The 15,757-nt window shown below is 63.5% G+C and carries 8 protein-coding genes; 6 read left to right on the top strand and 2 right to left on the bottom strand.

Annotation, left to right across the window (positions count from 1 at the left end):
- Positions 1-2 precede the first annotated feature (2 nt).
- Genes ACFPN2_RS28260 through ACFPN2_RS28235 form a run of 6 tightly spaced genes read left to right on the top strand, consistent with a single transcriptional unit; the run spans position 3 to position 12,948 of the window.
- Complete coding sequence (locus ACFPN2_RS28260) at positions 3-2,219, top strand: AAA family ATPase (RefSeq protein WP_380602961.1); 2,217 nt, start codon at positions 3-5, stop codon at positions 2,217-2,219.
- Complete coding sequence (locus tag ACFPN2_RS28255) at positions 2,219-3,061, top strand: DUF3226 domain-containing protein (protein ID WP_380602959.1); 843 nt, start codon at positions 2,219-2,221, stop codon at positions 3,059-3,061. The genes ACFPN2_RS28260 and ACFPN2_RS28255 overlap by 1 nt, the downstream gene beginning before the upstream one ends.
- The gene (locus ACFPN2_RS28250; protein ID WP_380602957.1) at positions 3,058-6,738 is read left to right on the top strand and encodes a BREX-2 system ATPase PglY family protein; all 3,681 of its coding nucleotides are present in this window, start codon (positions 3,058-3,060) and stop codon (positions 6,736-6,738) included. Before ACFPN2_RS28255 ends, ACFPN2_RS28250 begins: the two co-directional genes overlap by 4 nt.
- Complete coding sequence (gene pglZ / locus ACFPN2_RS28245) at positions 6,735-9,509, top strand: BREX-2 system phosphatase PglZ (RefSeq protein ID WP_380602955.1); 2,775 nt, start codon at positions 6,735-6,737, stop codon at positions 9,507-9,509. Before ACFPN2_RS28250 ends, pglZ begins: the two co-directional genes overlap by 4 nt.
- Complete coding sequence (gene brxD / locus ACFPN2_RS28240) at positions 9,506-10,819, top strand: BREX system ATP-binding protein BrxD (RefSeq protein WP_380602953.1); 1,314 nt, start codon at positions 9,506-9,508, stop codon at positions 10,817-10,819. The genes pglZ and brxD overlap by 4 nt, the downstream gene beginning before the upstream one ends.
- A complete protein-coding gene (locus ACFPN2_RS28235; RefSeq protein ID WP_380606660.1) occupies positions 10,819-12,948 on the top strand; it encodes a DEAD/DEAH box helicase in 2,130 nt (709 codons plus the stop codon). Before brxD ends, ACFPN2_RS28235 begins: the two co-directional genes overlap by 1 nt.
- A 169-nt stretch (positions 12,949-13,117) precedes the next feature.
- Here the strand turns inward: ACFPN2_RS28235 and ACFPN2_RS28230 are convergent, their stop codons facing one another.
- Both ACFPN2_RS28230 and ACFPN2_RS28225 read right to left on the bottom strand, forming a co-directional pair.
- Positions 13,118-13,984: a hypothetical protein gene (locus ACFPN2_RS28230; protein ID WP_380602951.1), complete on the bottom strand. Its 867-nt coding sequence runs from the start codon at positions 13,982-13,984 to the stop codon at positions 13,118-13,120.
- 587 nt (positions 13,985-14,571) lie between these two features.
- Complete coding sequence (locus tag ACFPN2_RS28225; RefSeq protein ID WP_380602949.1) at positions 14,572-15,756, bottom strand: AAA family ATPase; 1,185 nt, start codon at positions 15,754-15,756, stop codon at positions 14,572-14,574.
- Between the last annotated feature and the right edge of the window lies 1 nt (position 15,757).

Here is a 15,757-nt window from a genome sequence, read left to right as displayed (position 1 = left end):
CCATGACCGACGAAGCATCGCTGTCCTCATCGAACGCCGAGGCAAAGGCCCGTCGCCTGACGTTGGCGCTGTCGAGTCTGTATCTCGATCCGAACAACTACCGTTTCATCGATCACCCCGACTACAGCGAGGTACCGGAGGCGCACGTCACCGACGAAGACGTGCAGCGCCGCACGCGAAAACTCATCCTCGGTCCAAGCGAACAAAACGTGACTGATCTGATCGCGAGCTTGCGACAGAACGGATGGCTTGATGTCGAGCCCATTCACGTACGCAAGCTTGCGGATCGAAAGTACTTGGTCGTCGAGGGAAACCGCCGGGTCGCAACGCTCAAACACCTCCAGCTGCGCTGGCAGGATTCGACGGGTCAGCTCGGCAAGCTCGATTCGACGATCTTCGACAAGGTGCCTTGCATCCTCTACGAGGAGCGCGACACCTTTCACCATCTCGTCGTCATGGGCCTGCATCACATCAGCGGCAAGGCACGTTGGCCCGCCGTGAATCAAGCGCGGCTCATGAAGCGTCTGCGAGATGAGTTCAGGAAAGTTCCCGATGAGATATGCAATTCGCTCGGTGTGAGCAAGCGCGAGTTCAACCTGAGTGTGCGTACGCTCGCACTGGCAGATGCTTATCGCGACAGTGACTACGGCGATCAGTTCACGACCGAGATGTTCAATTTGTTCCGCGAGGTGCTCAAGGCGCCGTCGCTGCGCAGCTGGCTCGAGTGGAGTGATGAGGCCGAGCGGGCGAAGAATGCTGCGAATTTGGAGCGCCTCTTCTCTTGGCTCTCGCGAGAGCCGGAGGATGAGTCGGAGGACGACGATGACGCTCGGCTCGGGATGAACAGGGGCCTCGGCGAGCGGGCCATTTCGACGGGTGGACAGATCCGTGAGCTCGCCAAGGTCATCGAAGACCCGGCGGCCGTGAAGCGTCTGGAAGAAACACGGAGCCTTCAAGCCGCCACGCTCTCGAGCGACCTGCTCGTGAAGAACGAGATCGTTGGCGCGCTCGAGCGCAGCAACGAGGGCATCGATCGTTTGTTCGAGTTGGCGCCGCAGATGTCCGGCAGCGAACTCGATCGCGTCGAACAACTCGCCGCACGCCTCGAGGCCGTGGCGGTGTCCCAAAAGCGGCAGCCTGCGACTGCGACGACCTCGGAGCAGCCCTGGAGGGTTTACAGCGAGCTGCATCAGTCGCACTTTGACTCGATCGGTGTGGGCAAGTACCGCGCGCTCACGGACATCGCTTTCGAGAAGCTCGGGCGGGTGAACTTGATCGTGGGGATCAACAACGCGGGCAAGACGAGCGTGCTCGAAGCGGTGTATCTGCTCGCCAATCAGTCTGATCCGCGCGGTTTGCTCGAGCTGCTGCGCCGGCGAACTCGCATGGACGCAAGCGCCGCGCCCGCCTTCGCCGTGACGCAGTTGCCGGAACAGGTGGCATTGAGCGGCCACTATGACCACCGCACCGATAACGCCGTGTCGTTGAAGATCTCGGTGAAAGATGAGCCTGAGGATGTGGATGAGGATTGGGCGAGCTATCTGCGCACGCTCGTCATCGATGCGAGCTACGCGGGGCGTGCGCAGCGCTCCGTCACCGATTTCTTCTCGGGGCGTGCGCGTCGCACGCGTCTCACGGGCGAGCCGCGCTGGCTGACGCCTTCGGTCTTTCATTCGCCGTTCTCGCTCTCTGATCCTGAGCTACTCGTGCGATGTAACGAGGAGAGCATCAAGCTGAAATTGAAGGAGCGCGTCATCGAGTTCATTCGCAGGCACATCGATGCAGGCGTCCGCGACGTTGCGCTGGCGAATGAGCACGGACGTTTTCTCGTGACGCACAATGAATTCGCGGAGGCTGTGGACCTCTCTTCCTTCGGCGAGGGCATTCAGCGAGTCTTTTTGACGGGGCTGCTGTTTGCGGGGGCGCGCGGAGGCATCGTCCTCATCGATGAGTTCGAGAACGCACTTCACACCGGGCTCTTGCTCGAATTCACGAAATTCGTGCATCAGCTCGCTGTCGAGTTCGAGTGCCAGCTCTTTCTCACGACCCATAGCAAGGAGACCGTGGATGCATTCTTGCTGAACGAGTACGGCATCGATGAAGTCGTGGCCTACCTGTTGAAGCGGCAGGACAGCACGACCAAGCGCGTCGTTCGCTTCGGCGGTCCCGAGCTCGAGCGCGCGGTCGATGTCGGCGACGTCGACCTGCGGAGGCTGTGATGAAAGCAGTCTTCGTGTTCTGCGAGGGCAACCATGACGTGGCGTTCGTCACCCGAAGCCTCGGCCAGGTGGCGAAAACGGACTGGGTCGGTGACCCCATCGGAAAGCTGCCATCGCCGCTTGGCCCTGTCCATGATCCGACGAATCCAAAAAAACCGAAGATCGCCAGCATCATCACCAGGCACTATTCGGATCGCACGCTCGATGATCTGAGGTTGAAAGCGGCGGCGCACGCCCGGTTGCCTGCCTTCGAGGCAATCCTGAAGACTACCGACACGATCTACGTGCTCATTCGATGTCAAGGAGCCGGCGCGGCGCAGGCAGCGATAGAGCTCATTGATAAGATGAACGCGGTGTTGGACCCGGAGTTCGGCACGGACGTGAAGGAGCTCGCTGCGGCATTTCTCTTCGATGCGGACGAGTCGTTGTCTGGGCGCGAGGCGACGTTCGCGACCGAGTATGCCTCACTGCTGCAGGGCGTTTCCGCGCCGACACATGGCACATGGGTCAAGGGCTCGCATCGTGTGGGTCTCTATGTCTTTCATGATCAGAACAACCAACGAGGCACACTCGAAGACCTACTCGCCCCGCTCGTCGAAGCACAGTGGAACACCCGCTGGCTCGATGCTCACACGTATTTGAACGCTCACGCTCAGCCGGCCGATCCCGTGAGGAAAAAGCGAGCCGAGTGGCTCAAGGCGCAGATCAACGTCACGGGCCAGTTTCTCTTTCCGGGTGACCCGATGACCGAGGTCATCAATAGACGCGGCCTTTCCGCCTCGCATTTCGATGGCCAAGAGTCGAAGCAGCTCGTCTCTTTCTTGCAAGGAGCCCCCTGGTGACACGCATCCACGAACTGCTCGAGCTGCCTGAGGCCGTCCGCAAGGGCGACTTCGTGCAGGACCTCACTGGAGGCATCTCCAATCCCGAGCGCACGGTGGGCGACTACGCGATCACCGCCAAGATCCTGCAGACCTTCGAGCAAGCGCTGTCGATCATTGGTAGCGCGTTGCGCGACGGACGCAGCCAAGCCGCGTACCTGCATGGATCGTTCGGCGCCGGCAAGAGTCACTTCATGGCGCTGCTCGATCTGATGCTCGCCGACCACCCGGCACCATGGCGTCGGGGGGAGCTCCATCCGCTGCGCGCGAAGCACGAGTGGATCGGTAAGAAAAAGCTCTTGCAGCTACCGATTCACATGCTCGGTGCCCGGGACATGGAGTCGAAGCTCTTGGGCGCCTATGTCAGCTGGGTTGCCAACAACCATCCCGACGCGCCGACGCCCGCGCTCTATGCCGATCAGGGCCTCTTCGAGAATGCGCGCGATTTGCGGCGTCGGATGGGCGATGTGACGTTCTTCGAGGGACTGAATGGCGGGGTGAAGCAGGCCGCGAGCGGGTGGGGCAAGCTCGCGGCGACGCGTACCTGGGACGCCGCCACATTCGATGCCGCCGCATCCTCGCAGTATGTGGGCGAAGCCGATCGCGACGAGCAGAGTCCTCGCGCCAAGCTGTTCAGCGATCTGGTGCGCACCTACTTCACGTCTTGGACGGCCCAGCAGGGGCGATTCGTCGATTTGGACACCGGCCTGGGCGTGATGAGTCGCCACGCCAAATCGCTCGGCTTCGATGCCATCGTTCTCTACCTCGATGAGCTCGTGCTGTGGCTCGCGGGCAATTCGAGCGATCTGCCCTTCGTCGGCCGCGAGGTGCAGAAGATGGTGAAGCTGAAGGAGGCGCAGGATGCCGACCGCGCGATCCCCATCGTGAGTTTCATCGCACGACAGCGCGACTTGTCACAGTTCTTGGGCGAGCAGGCGCAGGGCGCGGTACGCAACGAACTGACGCGCAACCTCTCGCACCACGACGGTCGCTTCGAGACCGTCACGCTTGCCGATTCGAACCTACCGGCCATCGTCGCCCACCGCGTCGTGCGCCCGAAGAACGATTCGGCGGCGCAGAGGCTCGCCGATGACTTCGCCAAGACGTGGCGCGCCGCGGGCCAAGCACAGAGCGTGCTCATCGGTAGCGAGGGCGATGAGGCGGACTTCAAGAAGGTCTATCCGTTCTCACCGGCGCTCATCGAAGCACTCGTTGCGCTCTCGGATTGTCTGCAGCGCGAGCGCACGGCCATTCGCATTCTGATGGAGCTGCTGGTGAACCACCTGCCGGATCTCGAGACCGGCCGTGTGGTGCCCGTGGGCGATGCATTCGATGCGCTCGCTGAAAGCGAAGATCCGATCGACGATCCGGTGATGAAGGCGCGCTTCGATCGAGCCCGCGATCTGTATCGGGAGAGCTTTCTGCCGATCATCCGGCGTCAGCACCACACGGATAGTCCGAGCGCATGCCAGCGCCTGCGTGAAGCGCACGATCGTCGCCTGGGCTGTAGCGGCTGTCGCCAAACGGCGTGCCGCAACGACAATCGCCTCGCAAAGACGCTCTTGATGGCGGCGCTCGTGCCGGAGGCCAAACCCTTCAAGGGCCTCACGGTGAGGCGTTTGGCGTACTTGAACCACGGCACGATCGCATCGCCCATCCCGGGCGCCGAGATGCTGATGGTGGCCGAGCGGCTTCGCCAATGGGCGAGCCAAGTCGGTGCGCTGCGGCTCGGTGAGCAATCCGATCCAGAGGTGAGCATTCATCTGGCGGGTGTCGACCTGCAGCCGATCCTCGCGCAGGCTGCGGAGGCCGACACGCCCGGTGCGCGCAAGAACGCGATGCGCCGACTCGTGTTTCAAGCCCTGGAGCTCGCCAGCGAAGGCACGCTGGTCGAAACCGAGCTCGGCTTCTACGGCACGCGCCGCAAGGGGCGGGTGCGCTTCGGCAACGTGCGCGAGATGGACGACACGATCTTCCGGTGCCCACGCGAATTCGAATGGCAGCTCATCATCGACTATCCCTTCGATGAGCTCGGTCACGGCCCGGAGGAGGATCTGCGCACGGTCGAGCACCATCGCGATACGCGCCCCCCCGATGCACCGGCGAACCCGACGATCGTGTGGCTGCCCACGTTCTTTTCACACGCGCTCGAGCGCGTGCTCGGGGAGCTCGTCGTTTTGGAGCACATCCTCGATGGCGATGCGCGCAAGTATCTCGGCCACCTGCGCGTAGAGGACCAAACGACGACGCGCGCCGATCTCGTGAGCCTGCGCGCGCAGAAAGAGTCACTTTTGAAACGCACGCTGGTACCGGCCTATGGGCTCGTGCGAGCGAGCGACGGCGCATCGCTCGACGCCTCGCGCACGGTGGAGGAGCACTTCGTTTCACTGCTCGTCGACCTGGACATCCGTCCGCTGCTCGCCGGCACGATGAAGGATGGCTTCAAGCAGGTCATCGACATGATGCTCTCGAAGAAGTACCCCCATCACCCGCACTTCGATGGCCCCGTCTCGGCAACGCGGATGGACAGCCTCAACAGACTCCTCCACAAGCTGCTCGACACGAGCGAGCGGCGCATGAGCATCGAGAAGTCCGAGCGCACGGAGTTGCGTGCGTACGCCGATCCGCTCGGGATCACCGACACTACGGATCTGGCGGTACAGCTGCTCGATCGGCCGTTCCGCGACCTCGAGCAATTGCGCGAGCAGGCCGGCCTCGATACGCCCACGGTGGGCAAGCTGCGAGCGTGGCTCGATCCGCAGCACACCCGAGGCTTGCCGGCCGAAGTTCAGGACGTGCTCATCGCATGCTATGCCACCTGGAGCGGACGCACGTTCCGTCGCGATGGCAGGAGCTATACGTTGACGCGTGCGGGTCAGCTGCCCGATGAGGTGGAGCTGCTGCGCCCGGCGTTGCCCACGCAGGCCGAGTGGGTCGCCGCCCTCGAGCGTGCCGGTGAGCTCTTTGGCATCGCCGGGGGGCGCTCGCTCGGGGCACGCAATCTCTCGGAGTTCGCCGATAAGCTCAAGGCGAAGGCGAACGAGCTTCGCGCGGCCGTCGAGCTGCCCGGTGCGCTTGCGCCCAAGGTGCGCGATTGGACCGATCTCGAGGACGTGCCTCGTCTCGCCACCGCGCGCGCCTCGGCGGCGCTGCTCACTCAGCTTGCGGGCACTGACGGTGCGCAGATCGTGCGGGACCTGGCGAGTTTTACGCCCACCACGTCGCTCGCTGCCATGAGCCGGAACTTCACGACGGCGGCGGCGAACGAGCGGTTGCTCATGGAAGAGGCGCGCTGGATCGTTCTACGACAGGTGCAGGGTTCGGTGGGGGATGCCGAGCGCACCGAGCGAGCCAAGCAGCTGCTTGCAGACCTTGCCGCGCTCCTCACGGCGGATGAAATCAACAAGATGCTCGCCGATGGCTTGAGCGAGCTCACTCGCCGTGCCGATGAGCTGTTGCGCGTGCGTCCACCCCCACCCGGGGGCGAGGATGCGGTGCTCGATGCGGCGAGCGAGCTCGTCGATGCGAGCTCGGCGGCGACGATGTTGCGGGAGCTCGCGGATCGCATCGAAGCGGAGGGCAAGGATGCCTCGCGAATCACGATCCGCGTCACCGCTTGGAAACGGAGGCCTGAGTGACCGAGGCGCCGCAGCTGTCGGAGGCCGACGTTCGCTTGGAGGTGGAGCGCCTGTTCCGACGCGGCCACCGCTCCAAGCTGTTGGCGCTCTTCGGCCGTGGAGTGCCGGGGCGTTTCGATCTCGATGGGGCAACGTGGCACATCGTTCCCACCGCGTGCGAGCTCGAACTGCGTTCGAAGCTCCCCGAACCTGGGCAGGCCGAAACGGGCGGCAGTGTGTATCTCATCGATTGGACACAGGAGGCGTTGCCCCTGGATGTCTCGTGTCGTCTCGCGGGCGGGCGCATCTACCACGTCGCCCGTGATGCCCGCCTCGCGGCCCTGTTGGGGGCGCGGCAGGTGGACCCGGGGCTCGCATCGACGGCGCTCGCGAAGCTGGTTCTATCGGGGAGCGTCGCGGGCCTGCGCAAGATCACCGGCCTGCGGCTCACGCGGGGCGAGCTCGTGACGCGCGTCCTCGAGGCCCGCTTCGAGATTCCCGAGCGCGCGCTCGAGAGCGCGGCCGCCTGGCTCACCTGGGTCCGCCGCTCAGATGCCGGGCCCGCCTTTGCGCGAGCGTGCGAGAGCGATGATTTGCTTCGAGCGGTGCGCCGGGAGCTCATCGCTGAGCTCGATGAGCGGTTGCCGGGTGCGGGCCTCCTCGGCTTTCGAGCGTGGGAGATCGGGGGCGTCGATGGCGCGCTCCAAGCGCTCTTACTGCTCGTTGCCGTCGAGCAGGTCGAAGATCACTACCTGCGCGGACTCGTGAATGGACTCGTGACGAGCATCGCCCCGGGGCTTGCAAACGAGGTTCGGGGCGTGCACGCCAGTGGCGTCGGGCATGCCGTGTTAGAAGCGGTACTTAGTGCCGGGAGCACCGAGGATCGGCGGTTGCTCGAGCAGGCCGAGCGGCGCGCGGTGGAGGGCGGTGCGGCCGCGCTGGCCGCTGCGAGCGACTGGTTGCCGGCAGGTCACGCGATGCGTGAGGAGGCCGTTGCGACCGCTCTGTCGGCATTCGTCGATGCGCCGACGGCGGCGAGACTCGAGGCGCTGCTCGCCGCATTTGATCGGCTGCGCGCGCATCATTTGGACGGCGCTCTGCGGGGCCGAGCGCACCTCGAAACGCGTCAGATGGCCGCGCGCCTGGCCGCGTGGCTGCTCGCGCGAGCGGTGCGAGCGCCGCTCGCCGAATACGGCACGGCATGGCAGCCTGCCATCGATCTCGCCCAGCGTTACGCCGAAGAGGGGGGATTTCTGGATTGGGCCCGCCAGCGCCTGCGTGGCATGCGCGGTGCGGGCGCGACGCTCATGGCTGCGGTTCGGCGTTTGTCACAAGCCATCGATGCGATCGCGCGTGCCGATGACCAGCGCTTCGCCGAGGCCTATGTATCTTGGATCGACGCCGGCAAGCCCTCGGTCGAGGTGATTCCGATCGAGCACGTCACCAAGCGCATCGTCGCTCCCTTCTTGAAAGGCGGCACGGATCGGCGGTTGTTGCTCGTGTTGATGGACGGCATGAGTTATGCGAGCGCGGTGCAAGTGCTGCAGCGTCTGCGCGAGGAGCGACGGTGGAGTCCGATTGCCTGGCGCACTCCAGGCTGGTACGGGCGCTTGGCGATCCCACCGGTACTCGCGGCCGCCCCGACCCTCACCGAGGTCAGTCGTGCGGCGCTCTTCGCAGGCATCGCCGATCCTCGCTTCGGGGATCAAGGGACCGACAAGGACGATGCGCGTTGGGCCTCGAACCCGTACGTGCGTGAACTCATCGGCGAGGAGCCTCTCAACGTGTTCTTCCGTCGCGACATCCAGGCGGGGCACGAACTGATCGATGAGGTGAAGCAGGCGGTCGCTGGGGAGCGCCGCGTCGTGGCCGTCGTCGTGAACGCGATCGATGAGGACTTGAAGGGCAGCCTCCAGGTCGCCGTCGACTACAGCGAGGCGTCAATTCTTCCGCTCGAAGCGTTGCTGTCTGCTGCCGACATCGCCGAGCGCGTGGTGCTGCTGGTGGCCGACCACGGTCACGTCGCGGGAGATGCGATGCGCGTCGTGGGCGGGCGGCTGCCTCCCGGACGAGAGGGCGGGGCGCGTTGGCGTGCGCTCGCCGAGGGCGAGCAGCCGCAAGCGGGTGAAGTACGCTTGCCGAGCACCGCCTGGAAGCCGCGAGGCGCGGGGGGTATCGCTGCGTTGTGGGACACCTCGCTTGCAAACCGCGCGCCTCACTACGGGGAGCACGGCGGTCTGTCGCTGGCCGAGACCGTGGCGCCTGCGTTCCTGATCGCCCCGGAGTGGCTCGAGGACGTCGCAGGCGACGATGCGGATCTCTCCTGTCGCGTCCTACCCGAACCCGACTGGTGGTTACTCAGGATCGCGCGTCCGCCTGCGCCGCTGATCGCGGTGGGCTCACCGAAGCCGCCGACCCAGGCGGCGCTACCCGGCATCGAGTTCGTGTCCGAGACGGCGCCGAGGACGGCACCGAGCGTGCCGAGCGAGCCCGAGTTGGTGACGAAGCTGCGTCAGTCCAAAGTGTTCACGCAACAGGTCGGAAGTGTCGCCAAGGCCGATATCGAGCGCGTCTTGGGCTGGCTCGCGGTACTCATCGCCTCCGGCGGCAGTCTCACCGCCGTCGACTTCGCGCGCCTCTGCGGCGTGCGTCCCCACCAAGTCGGCGGGGTCGTTGCACGCATGGGCGTGCTGAACGCGGATGGATTTGCCATCGTGGAGCACGATGTCGCGGGCCGTCGCGTCGTGCTCCACAAGGCGAGGCTCCTGTCGCAGTTTGGGGTGACCGAATGAGCGAACCGAGCGTCTTGCTCAAGAAGGATGTCATCGAAGCCCTGCGTCGAGGCACGGTGCCGCGCCGAGGACTCGATCTCTTTGCGGTGGGCACCGATCGCTTCGCAATGTCCTTGAAGGAGGAGCTCGATCGCTGCGCGACCGGCGGGGCGGTGTTCAAGGCGTTGCGTGGTGACTTCGGCTGCGGCAAGAGCTTTACCGCGCGCTGGTATCAGCAGCAGGCGCTCGCGCGCGGCTTTGCCGTCGCCGAGGTGCAGATTTCCGAAAACGACACGCCGCTGCATCGGTTGGAAACGGTGTATCGCCGCGCGATGGAGGCGCTACGCACGGCGCAGTGGGATGTCGGGGCGTTCCGCGCGATCATCTCGCAGTGGCTGATGGGCCTCGAGGAGGAGGTCAGCCAGACACTCGCCGACCCGGATGACATGAAGGCCCTCGCGGCGGGCGTGGGCACCCTGCTCGAGGCGCGCCTGAAGGATGTGAGTGCGGTGCAGCCGCAGTACGCGGCGGTGCTGCGCGCCTACCATCTCGCACAGATCGAGGGCGAGCATGCGATCGCCGAGGGACTCATCGCTTGGTTGATGGGTCAACCGAACGTGAGTGCGGAGATCAAGAAACGCGCCGGCATCAAAGGCGAGATCGATCACACCGGTGCGCTCGGCTTCTTGCGCGGATTGCTCGCGGTGCTACAGCAGTGCGGGCGGCCGGGCCTGCTGCTCGTGCTCGATGAGGTCGAAACCATCCAGCGCGTTCGTTCCGATAGCCGTGACAAGAGTTTGGAGGCCATCCGCAAGCTCATCGACGATCTCTACGGCGGACGCTTCGCGGGACTCTATGTGCTCATCACGGGTACGCCTGCGTTCTTCGACGGGCCGAATGGCGTCAAACGGCTGCCGCCGCTTGCGCAGCGTCTGCACGTCGACTTCTCGGCGGATGCGAAGTGGGACAACCCGCGCGATGTTCAGGTGCGCCTTCCTGCCTTCGATCGGGGGCGACTGCTCGAGGTCGGTCGGCGTGTCCGAGATCTGTATCCGACGGAGGCAACCTCGCGCATGCAAGCGCGCGTCACGGATGCCGTCATCGCAGGCCTCGCGAGCGCGGTTGCCGGCAAGCTCGGCGGCAAGGTCGGCATTGCCCCGCGCATCTTCCTGCGCAAGCTCGTTGCGACCATCTTGGATCGTGTCGATCTCTTTGCCGACTTCGATCCGCAGCACGACCTCGAGATTCGCATCGATGCCGATGAGCTCACGGTGGAGGAGCGCGCGGCGGCCGCCGGCAAGACGCCGGATGAGATCGAGATCAATCTGTGATGAGGACCGAGGAGGCCTTTGACCGGCTGAGCCCCGCGGTTCGATATCAGATCGTCAATGGCCTGGGCTGGAGTGGCCTGCGGCCCGTGCAAGCGCTCTCGACGCAGGCGATCCTCGATGGCGCTAACTGCGTGGTATTGGCCCCCACGGCGGGCGGCAAGACCGAGGCTGCGTTTTTGCCGCTGTTATCGAGGATGGATGTCGAGGACTGGCGCGGTGTCTCGGTTCTCTACATCGCCCCCATTCGTGCGCTTCTGAACAATCAAGAGGCGAGGCTCTCGACGCTCACGGGCTTGATTGGACGACGTGCGGGCAAGTGGCACGGCGATGTGAAGGAGGCGGCACGCCGGCGCATGATCGATGAGCCTCCCGATGTACTCGCGATCACGCCGGAGTCGCTCGAAGCGATGCTGCTCTCGACGCGTACTCCCGCGCGGCGCTTGCTCGCAACCGTGCGCGCGGTGGTCATCGATGAGGTCCACGCGTTTGCGGGCGATGATCGTGGCGCGCATCTGGTCGCGCTGCTCGAGCGCATCACGCGCATTGGGCAGGCCGACATCCAACGCATCGGTCTCTCGGCGACGGTCGGTGATCCAGAGGTCATCGTGAGCTGGCTCTCGGGCAGTAGCCTGCGGCCGCAGCGCGTGGTCGACCCGGGCGGGGCGCGCAAGGCGCCCGAACTCGCGCTCGACTTCGTCGGTACGCTCGACAATGCCGCGCTCTTGATCGATCAACTCTATCCCGGCACGCGCCGGCTCGTTTTCGTCGACAGTCGCCGGCGCGTCGAGGAGCTCGGTCATCGTCTGGCGCAGCGAGGGGTGGAGGTGTACCTCTCGCACTCATCCCTTGCGCTCTCGGAGCGTGCGTCCGCTGAAAGGGCGTTCGAGGAGGGCACCAACTGTGTCATCGTCGCAACCAGCGCGCTCGAGCTCGGCATCGATGTGGGCGATCTCGATCACGTGATTCAGATCGACGCACCGAGCAGCGTCTCCTCCTTCCTCCAGCGCATGGGGCGCACCGGCCGGCGTGCAGGCTCGATCGCCAACTGCACCTTCCTTGCGACCGATGAGGACGCGCTCGTGCGCGCCGCCGCGATCATTGAACTGTTCCGCAGCGGCTATGTGGAGCCCGCGCGTCCGGCCACGTGGGTCCCGCACGTGCTCGCGCACCAGGCGATCGCGCTGTCGATGCAGGAGCGAGGCTCGGCGTCTCACGACTGGTGGAGTGCGCTCGAGGGCTGCGCCGCGTTTGGGGAGGTCTCGGTCGAGGAGCGCGAGAGCATCGTGCGCCACATGGTGGCGAGCGACATCTTGGTCGAGGCCGACGCGCGTCTCGCGCTCGGGGCGCGCGGAGAGAAGCTCTATGGCGCCCGAAATTTCTTGGAGCTCTACGCCGTCTTCTCCACACCCCGAGTACTGCGGGTCATGCATGGCCAGATGGAGGTCGGCGTCGTCGATGCCTCCTTCCTCGAAGATACTGAGCGGAAGATTCCAAACTTCATCCTCGCCGGCCGCCCGTGGCACATCGTCGGCGTCGACTGGCGAGCGGGAACGTGCGCGGTCGAGCCCGCTCGAGAGGGCAGTTATCCGCGCTGGTTCGGCCTGCCGGTGAGTCTCGATCGCTCCCTGTGCCAGGCCATGCGCCGCGTACTCTGCAGCAGACAGAACGATGCCTCGTGGTCGACTCGTGCCGTCGCGGCCTTAGATGCGCAGCGGCAGCTGCACGCCTTCCTCGATGAGGATCCGCAGCCCCTCGAAGAGGAGCCAGATGGACGATTTCGCTGGTGGAGCTTCGCAGGCGGTGCGGGCAACCGGGTGCTTGCCGGTTTGCTCGAGCTCGAGATCGGCGAGCGGGTCTCCCCGAGTAACACCTTCATCACATTTTCGAATGGGGCGGCGAAGAGTCGGGCGGTCATTCATCGGGCGATCGATGCGCTTGCCGCCTGCACCCTCACGTGGCGCGACGCGATTCGGCTCGTCGATCCGAGCCAGCGCTCGCGCATCTCGAAGTTCCAGCCCTGTCTGCCGCCTGCGATCGAGCACGGCCTCATCGCCCGCGAGACGATGAGCATCGAGGATGCCAATGAGACGCTCGCGCTATGGAAGCGCACAGCGACGCCGGAAGACTGATGCGTGCGCGGGTGCGAGAAACGAAACCGGTGCTCGGTGCTGCTGAACGCCTCAAGGAAGTCACCGGTGCGGCACGAGGGCCAACTTCATGTCCGCGCTTTGGCTGCCGTTTCAGCCAACCGCAAGCCTCCTCAAACTGCATCGCGCTCGAGTTCACTGCGCTGTGCTGTCAGTCGCGAGACCAAAGTTTTTTTTGGTCTTGAGGATTGGGATCCTTCTTTCGTGACTTGCTGCGACTCGAAAGCAAGATCTCTTCCACGCGTGACTGCAGATAGGGCCATAAGGCATCCGCCAGAGCTGAGGCGTGCTCGTCGAATGACTCTAATCCACCTTGCGTTCTGTTGGCTGCCTGCCGGGCATTCGATTCAGATTTCTTGGTCTCTCGATCGGCGTGCGCGGGCTCTGGTAACGGAAGCGATAAATTGACGCCAGGGAATATGGCGACGGTCACGACGCGGGCCTGCTTGATGCGCAGATGAACCAACGGATCGGCGAGTGTGGGGTCGACCAGCACCTGAGCCTCATCCAACGCGAAGTCACATGTGGGTGGGTCTTCAAAGTGCAGCGGCCGCGACAACTCTCGAGCGACGAGCCGACCCAGCCCGTCAAAAGCGGAGGTCCAAATGACTCGCTCACCAATTCCCCCCAAAACGTAAGCCCACGCTGTAACAGCCGGCCACTGATTCGCAATACCTTCGGTTAGAGAAAGACTAGGCGCTCCGCCTGCCGCAATGGTTGACAAATACCCTGCTAGCATCATGAGCGACGCTCGGCGCAGCGTGTTGTCCGCAGCACCTGGCTCCTTGCTTAGCGCATGGATCAAAGCATCGAACCGCTGTAGCCGCTGTTCGGGCGTCAGCTCCTCCAAGTCGACGAGAACTTCCACTTCGGGCACGTGATTTCGTAGAGCGGCTATGAAAGCACTTTCTTCACGCGCGGCTCTATTGTCACGCTTCTGCTTCAGGCTTTGGAGAGCTTCGACGACCGGTGTCAATTCTGTGTAGCGATAAGGACTGTCACCTTTCGATGCGGCCACGAGAGAAGCCCAAATCGGCTCGAGATCAGTCCTGAGCTTTACGTTTGGAGTGTCGCGTTGACGCAGTAGTCGTTGCGAGAGCTCGAACTTCTGCAGCGCCTCTGGTAGAGCGTCATCTCCCCAGAGTGCGACTGTACGGGCGATCGCAAATGTCCGTGTTGCTTGACACGCGGGCAGCCGTAGCTTCGATAGCGAGCGCTCTGCTCTCAAAAGAGCCTCCGCGACTACCAAACCAGACCATGCTGCTTCCCAGCCGCCTAGGTTGGCATAACAGGTAGTCGGCTCGACCGCTTGAAATTGGGCAGGGCTGAGTAAATGACACCATGAAGTAAGCGGAGATAAGTCACTACGAAGTTGAGCAAACCTGCTAAATAGCCGTCGATGGTCTTCCGGCCGACAGATGAGCACTAGGGGTTGCGCGAAATCATCTTTCCCCTCAGCCTTCCATACGACCTGCATGTCCCCGTATGAAGCGGTGTGCACACTTCGTGCAAACGCATCCCATTTGTGGCCCGGCGCTGGACGACTGCCAGCAGCCAACTCGTTGAATCCGCGCTCATCTACCACGCTGATGAAGTACCTAGGTTTCATTGCCACAGTGTTTTTCCCGAGGACGAGTGACTACGCGCAATCGCCTGCGGCAGTTGGCCATCGTAGGTAATGTCGATGCTCGTTTTCGCGCGGGTAATCATCGTGTAGTAGAGCTCTAGGGTGTGATGATGGCTGTCTCGCTCACAGAACAGCCAGTGCATGGCTCGAAACTCGATTCCCTTGCATCCTTTTAGCGTCAGGATGCTGATCGGGTGGTCTGGATCGAATGCGGGGTCATACTCTCTATCGTCAGCCGTTCCGTCATTCGCCCGAATGATCTTGGACTTGCCGGCAAGCTCTGGATCGCGTTCGAGATACTGCCACACAGCCTCGCGGTCGTCTTTGCGAGACACGATCACGCCCAGCCGATCACCTTGCCTGATGAGATCACCGTAGACGCGAATTTGTGCCTTCAGCTTCTCTGCGCATTGGGCCAACTGAGCATCCCTGTTCATCGGTCCATTCACATCGATTCTGCCCGGTTTTGGGCCTTTGTAATGGGACGTCGACTTCAGGCTGTCCGCCCCCGTAGCGTTTAACAACTTGTCTGCCATTTTGCAGATCTCTGGGGCTAGCCGATAATGGAAGCTGAGTGTCTTTCGGTTTCCGGCCGGTACGATGCGGTGTGCCTCAGCCATACCTGTGGGGCCGTCAAAGATCTGCTGGCGGGCGTCTCCTGCGAGGAATAGAACGTCTGACCACTGACGCAGCAGTTTTAACTCCGGCTCGTACAAGTCCTGAACTTCGTCGACGAAGAGAGCATCGTACTTCGGAAGCCTTCCCTGCGCTTTAAATTTGAGCGCGCCCTGCGCCAACGCCTCCTTCCGACGCTTGAATGCATCCTGTCCCGCCGGCTCCTGGGGTAACTCTTCGTCATGCTGTTCATAAAGGTCTCTAATCCACGACTCTAGGGTGAGCACGCAGCTTCGAGGGAAGATTTCTCGATTCTGATCATCTACGCAGCCAGTCCGAACGAACTCGACGAGCGGGCGCGTGAACGTCAGTACCAGGACACTCGGCATGTCTTGCATGCGTACGAACTGCGCTCGTCGAAGTAGTACATTCGTCTTGCCTGATCCAGGAGGTCCCAATATCAGGAAGTCCTCGTGAAGTGCCAGATCTTCGATCAGGGCGACTTGCTGTCCGTCGAGGTCCTCGCGTCTCGTCCACCACAGCGACATT

It is taken from the genome of Steroidobacter flavus (assembly GCF_042651805.1).
Taxonomy (GTDB): Bacteria; Pseudomonadota; Gammaproteobacteria; order Steroidobacterales; family Steroidobacteraceae; genus Steroidobacter; species Steroidobacter flavus.
This window is presented reverse-complemented; position numbering and strand designations above follow the sequence as displayed.

Excerpts from the sequence above, each read along its gene's own strand:
- ACFPN2_RS28260 (WP_380602961.1), top strand. The coding sequence starts at position 3 with ATGACCGACGAAGCATCGCTGTCCTCATCGAACGCCGAGGCAAAGGCC.
- ACFPN2_RS28255 (WP_380602959.1), top strand. The coding sequence starts at position 2,219 with ATGAAAGCAGTCTTCGTGTTCTGCGAGGGCAACCATGACGTGGCGTTC.
- brxD (WP_380602953.1), top strand. The coding sequence starts at position 9,506 with ATGAGCGAACCGAGCGTCTTGCTCAAGAAGGATGTCATCGAAGCCCTG.
- ACFPN2_RS28235 (WP_380606660.1), top strand. The coding sequence starts at position 10,819 with ATGAGGACCGAGGAGGCCTTTGACCGGCTGAGCCCCGCGGTTCGATAT.
- ACFPN2_RS28225 (WP_380602949.1), bottom strand. The coding sequence starts at position 15,756 with ATGTCGCTGTGGTGGACGAGACGCGAGGACCTCGACGGACAGCAAGTC.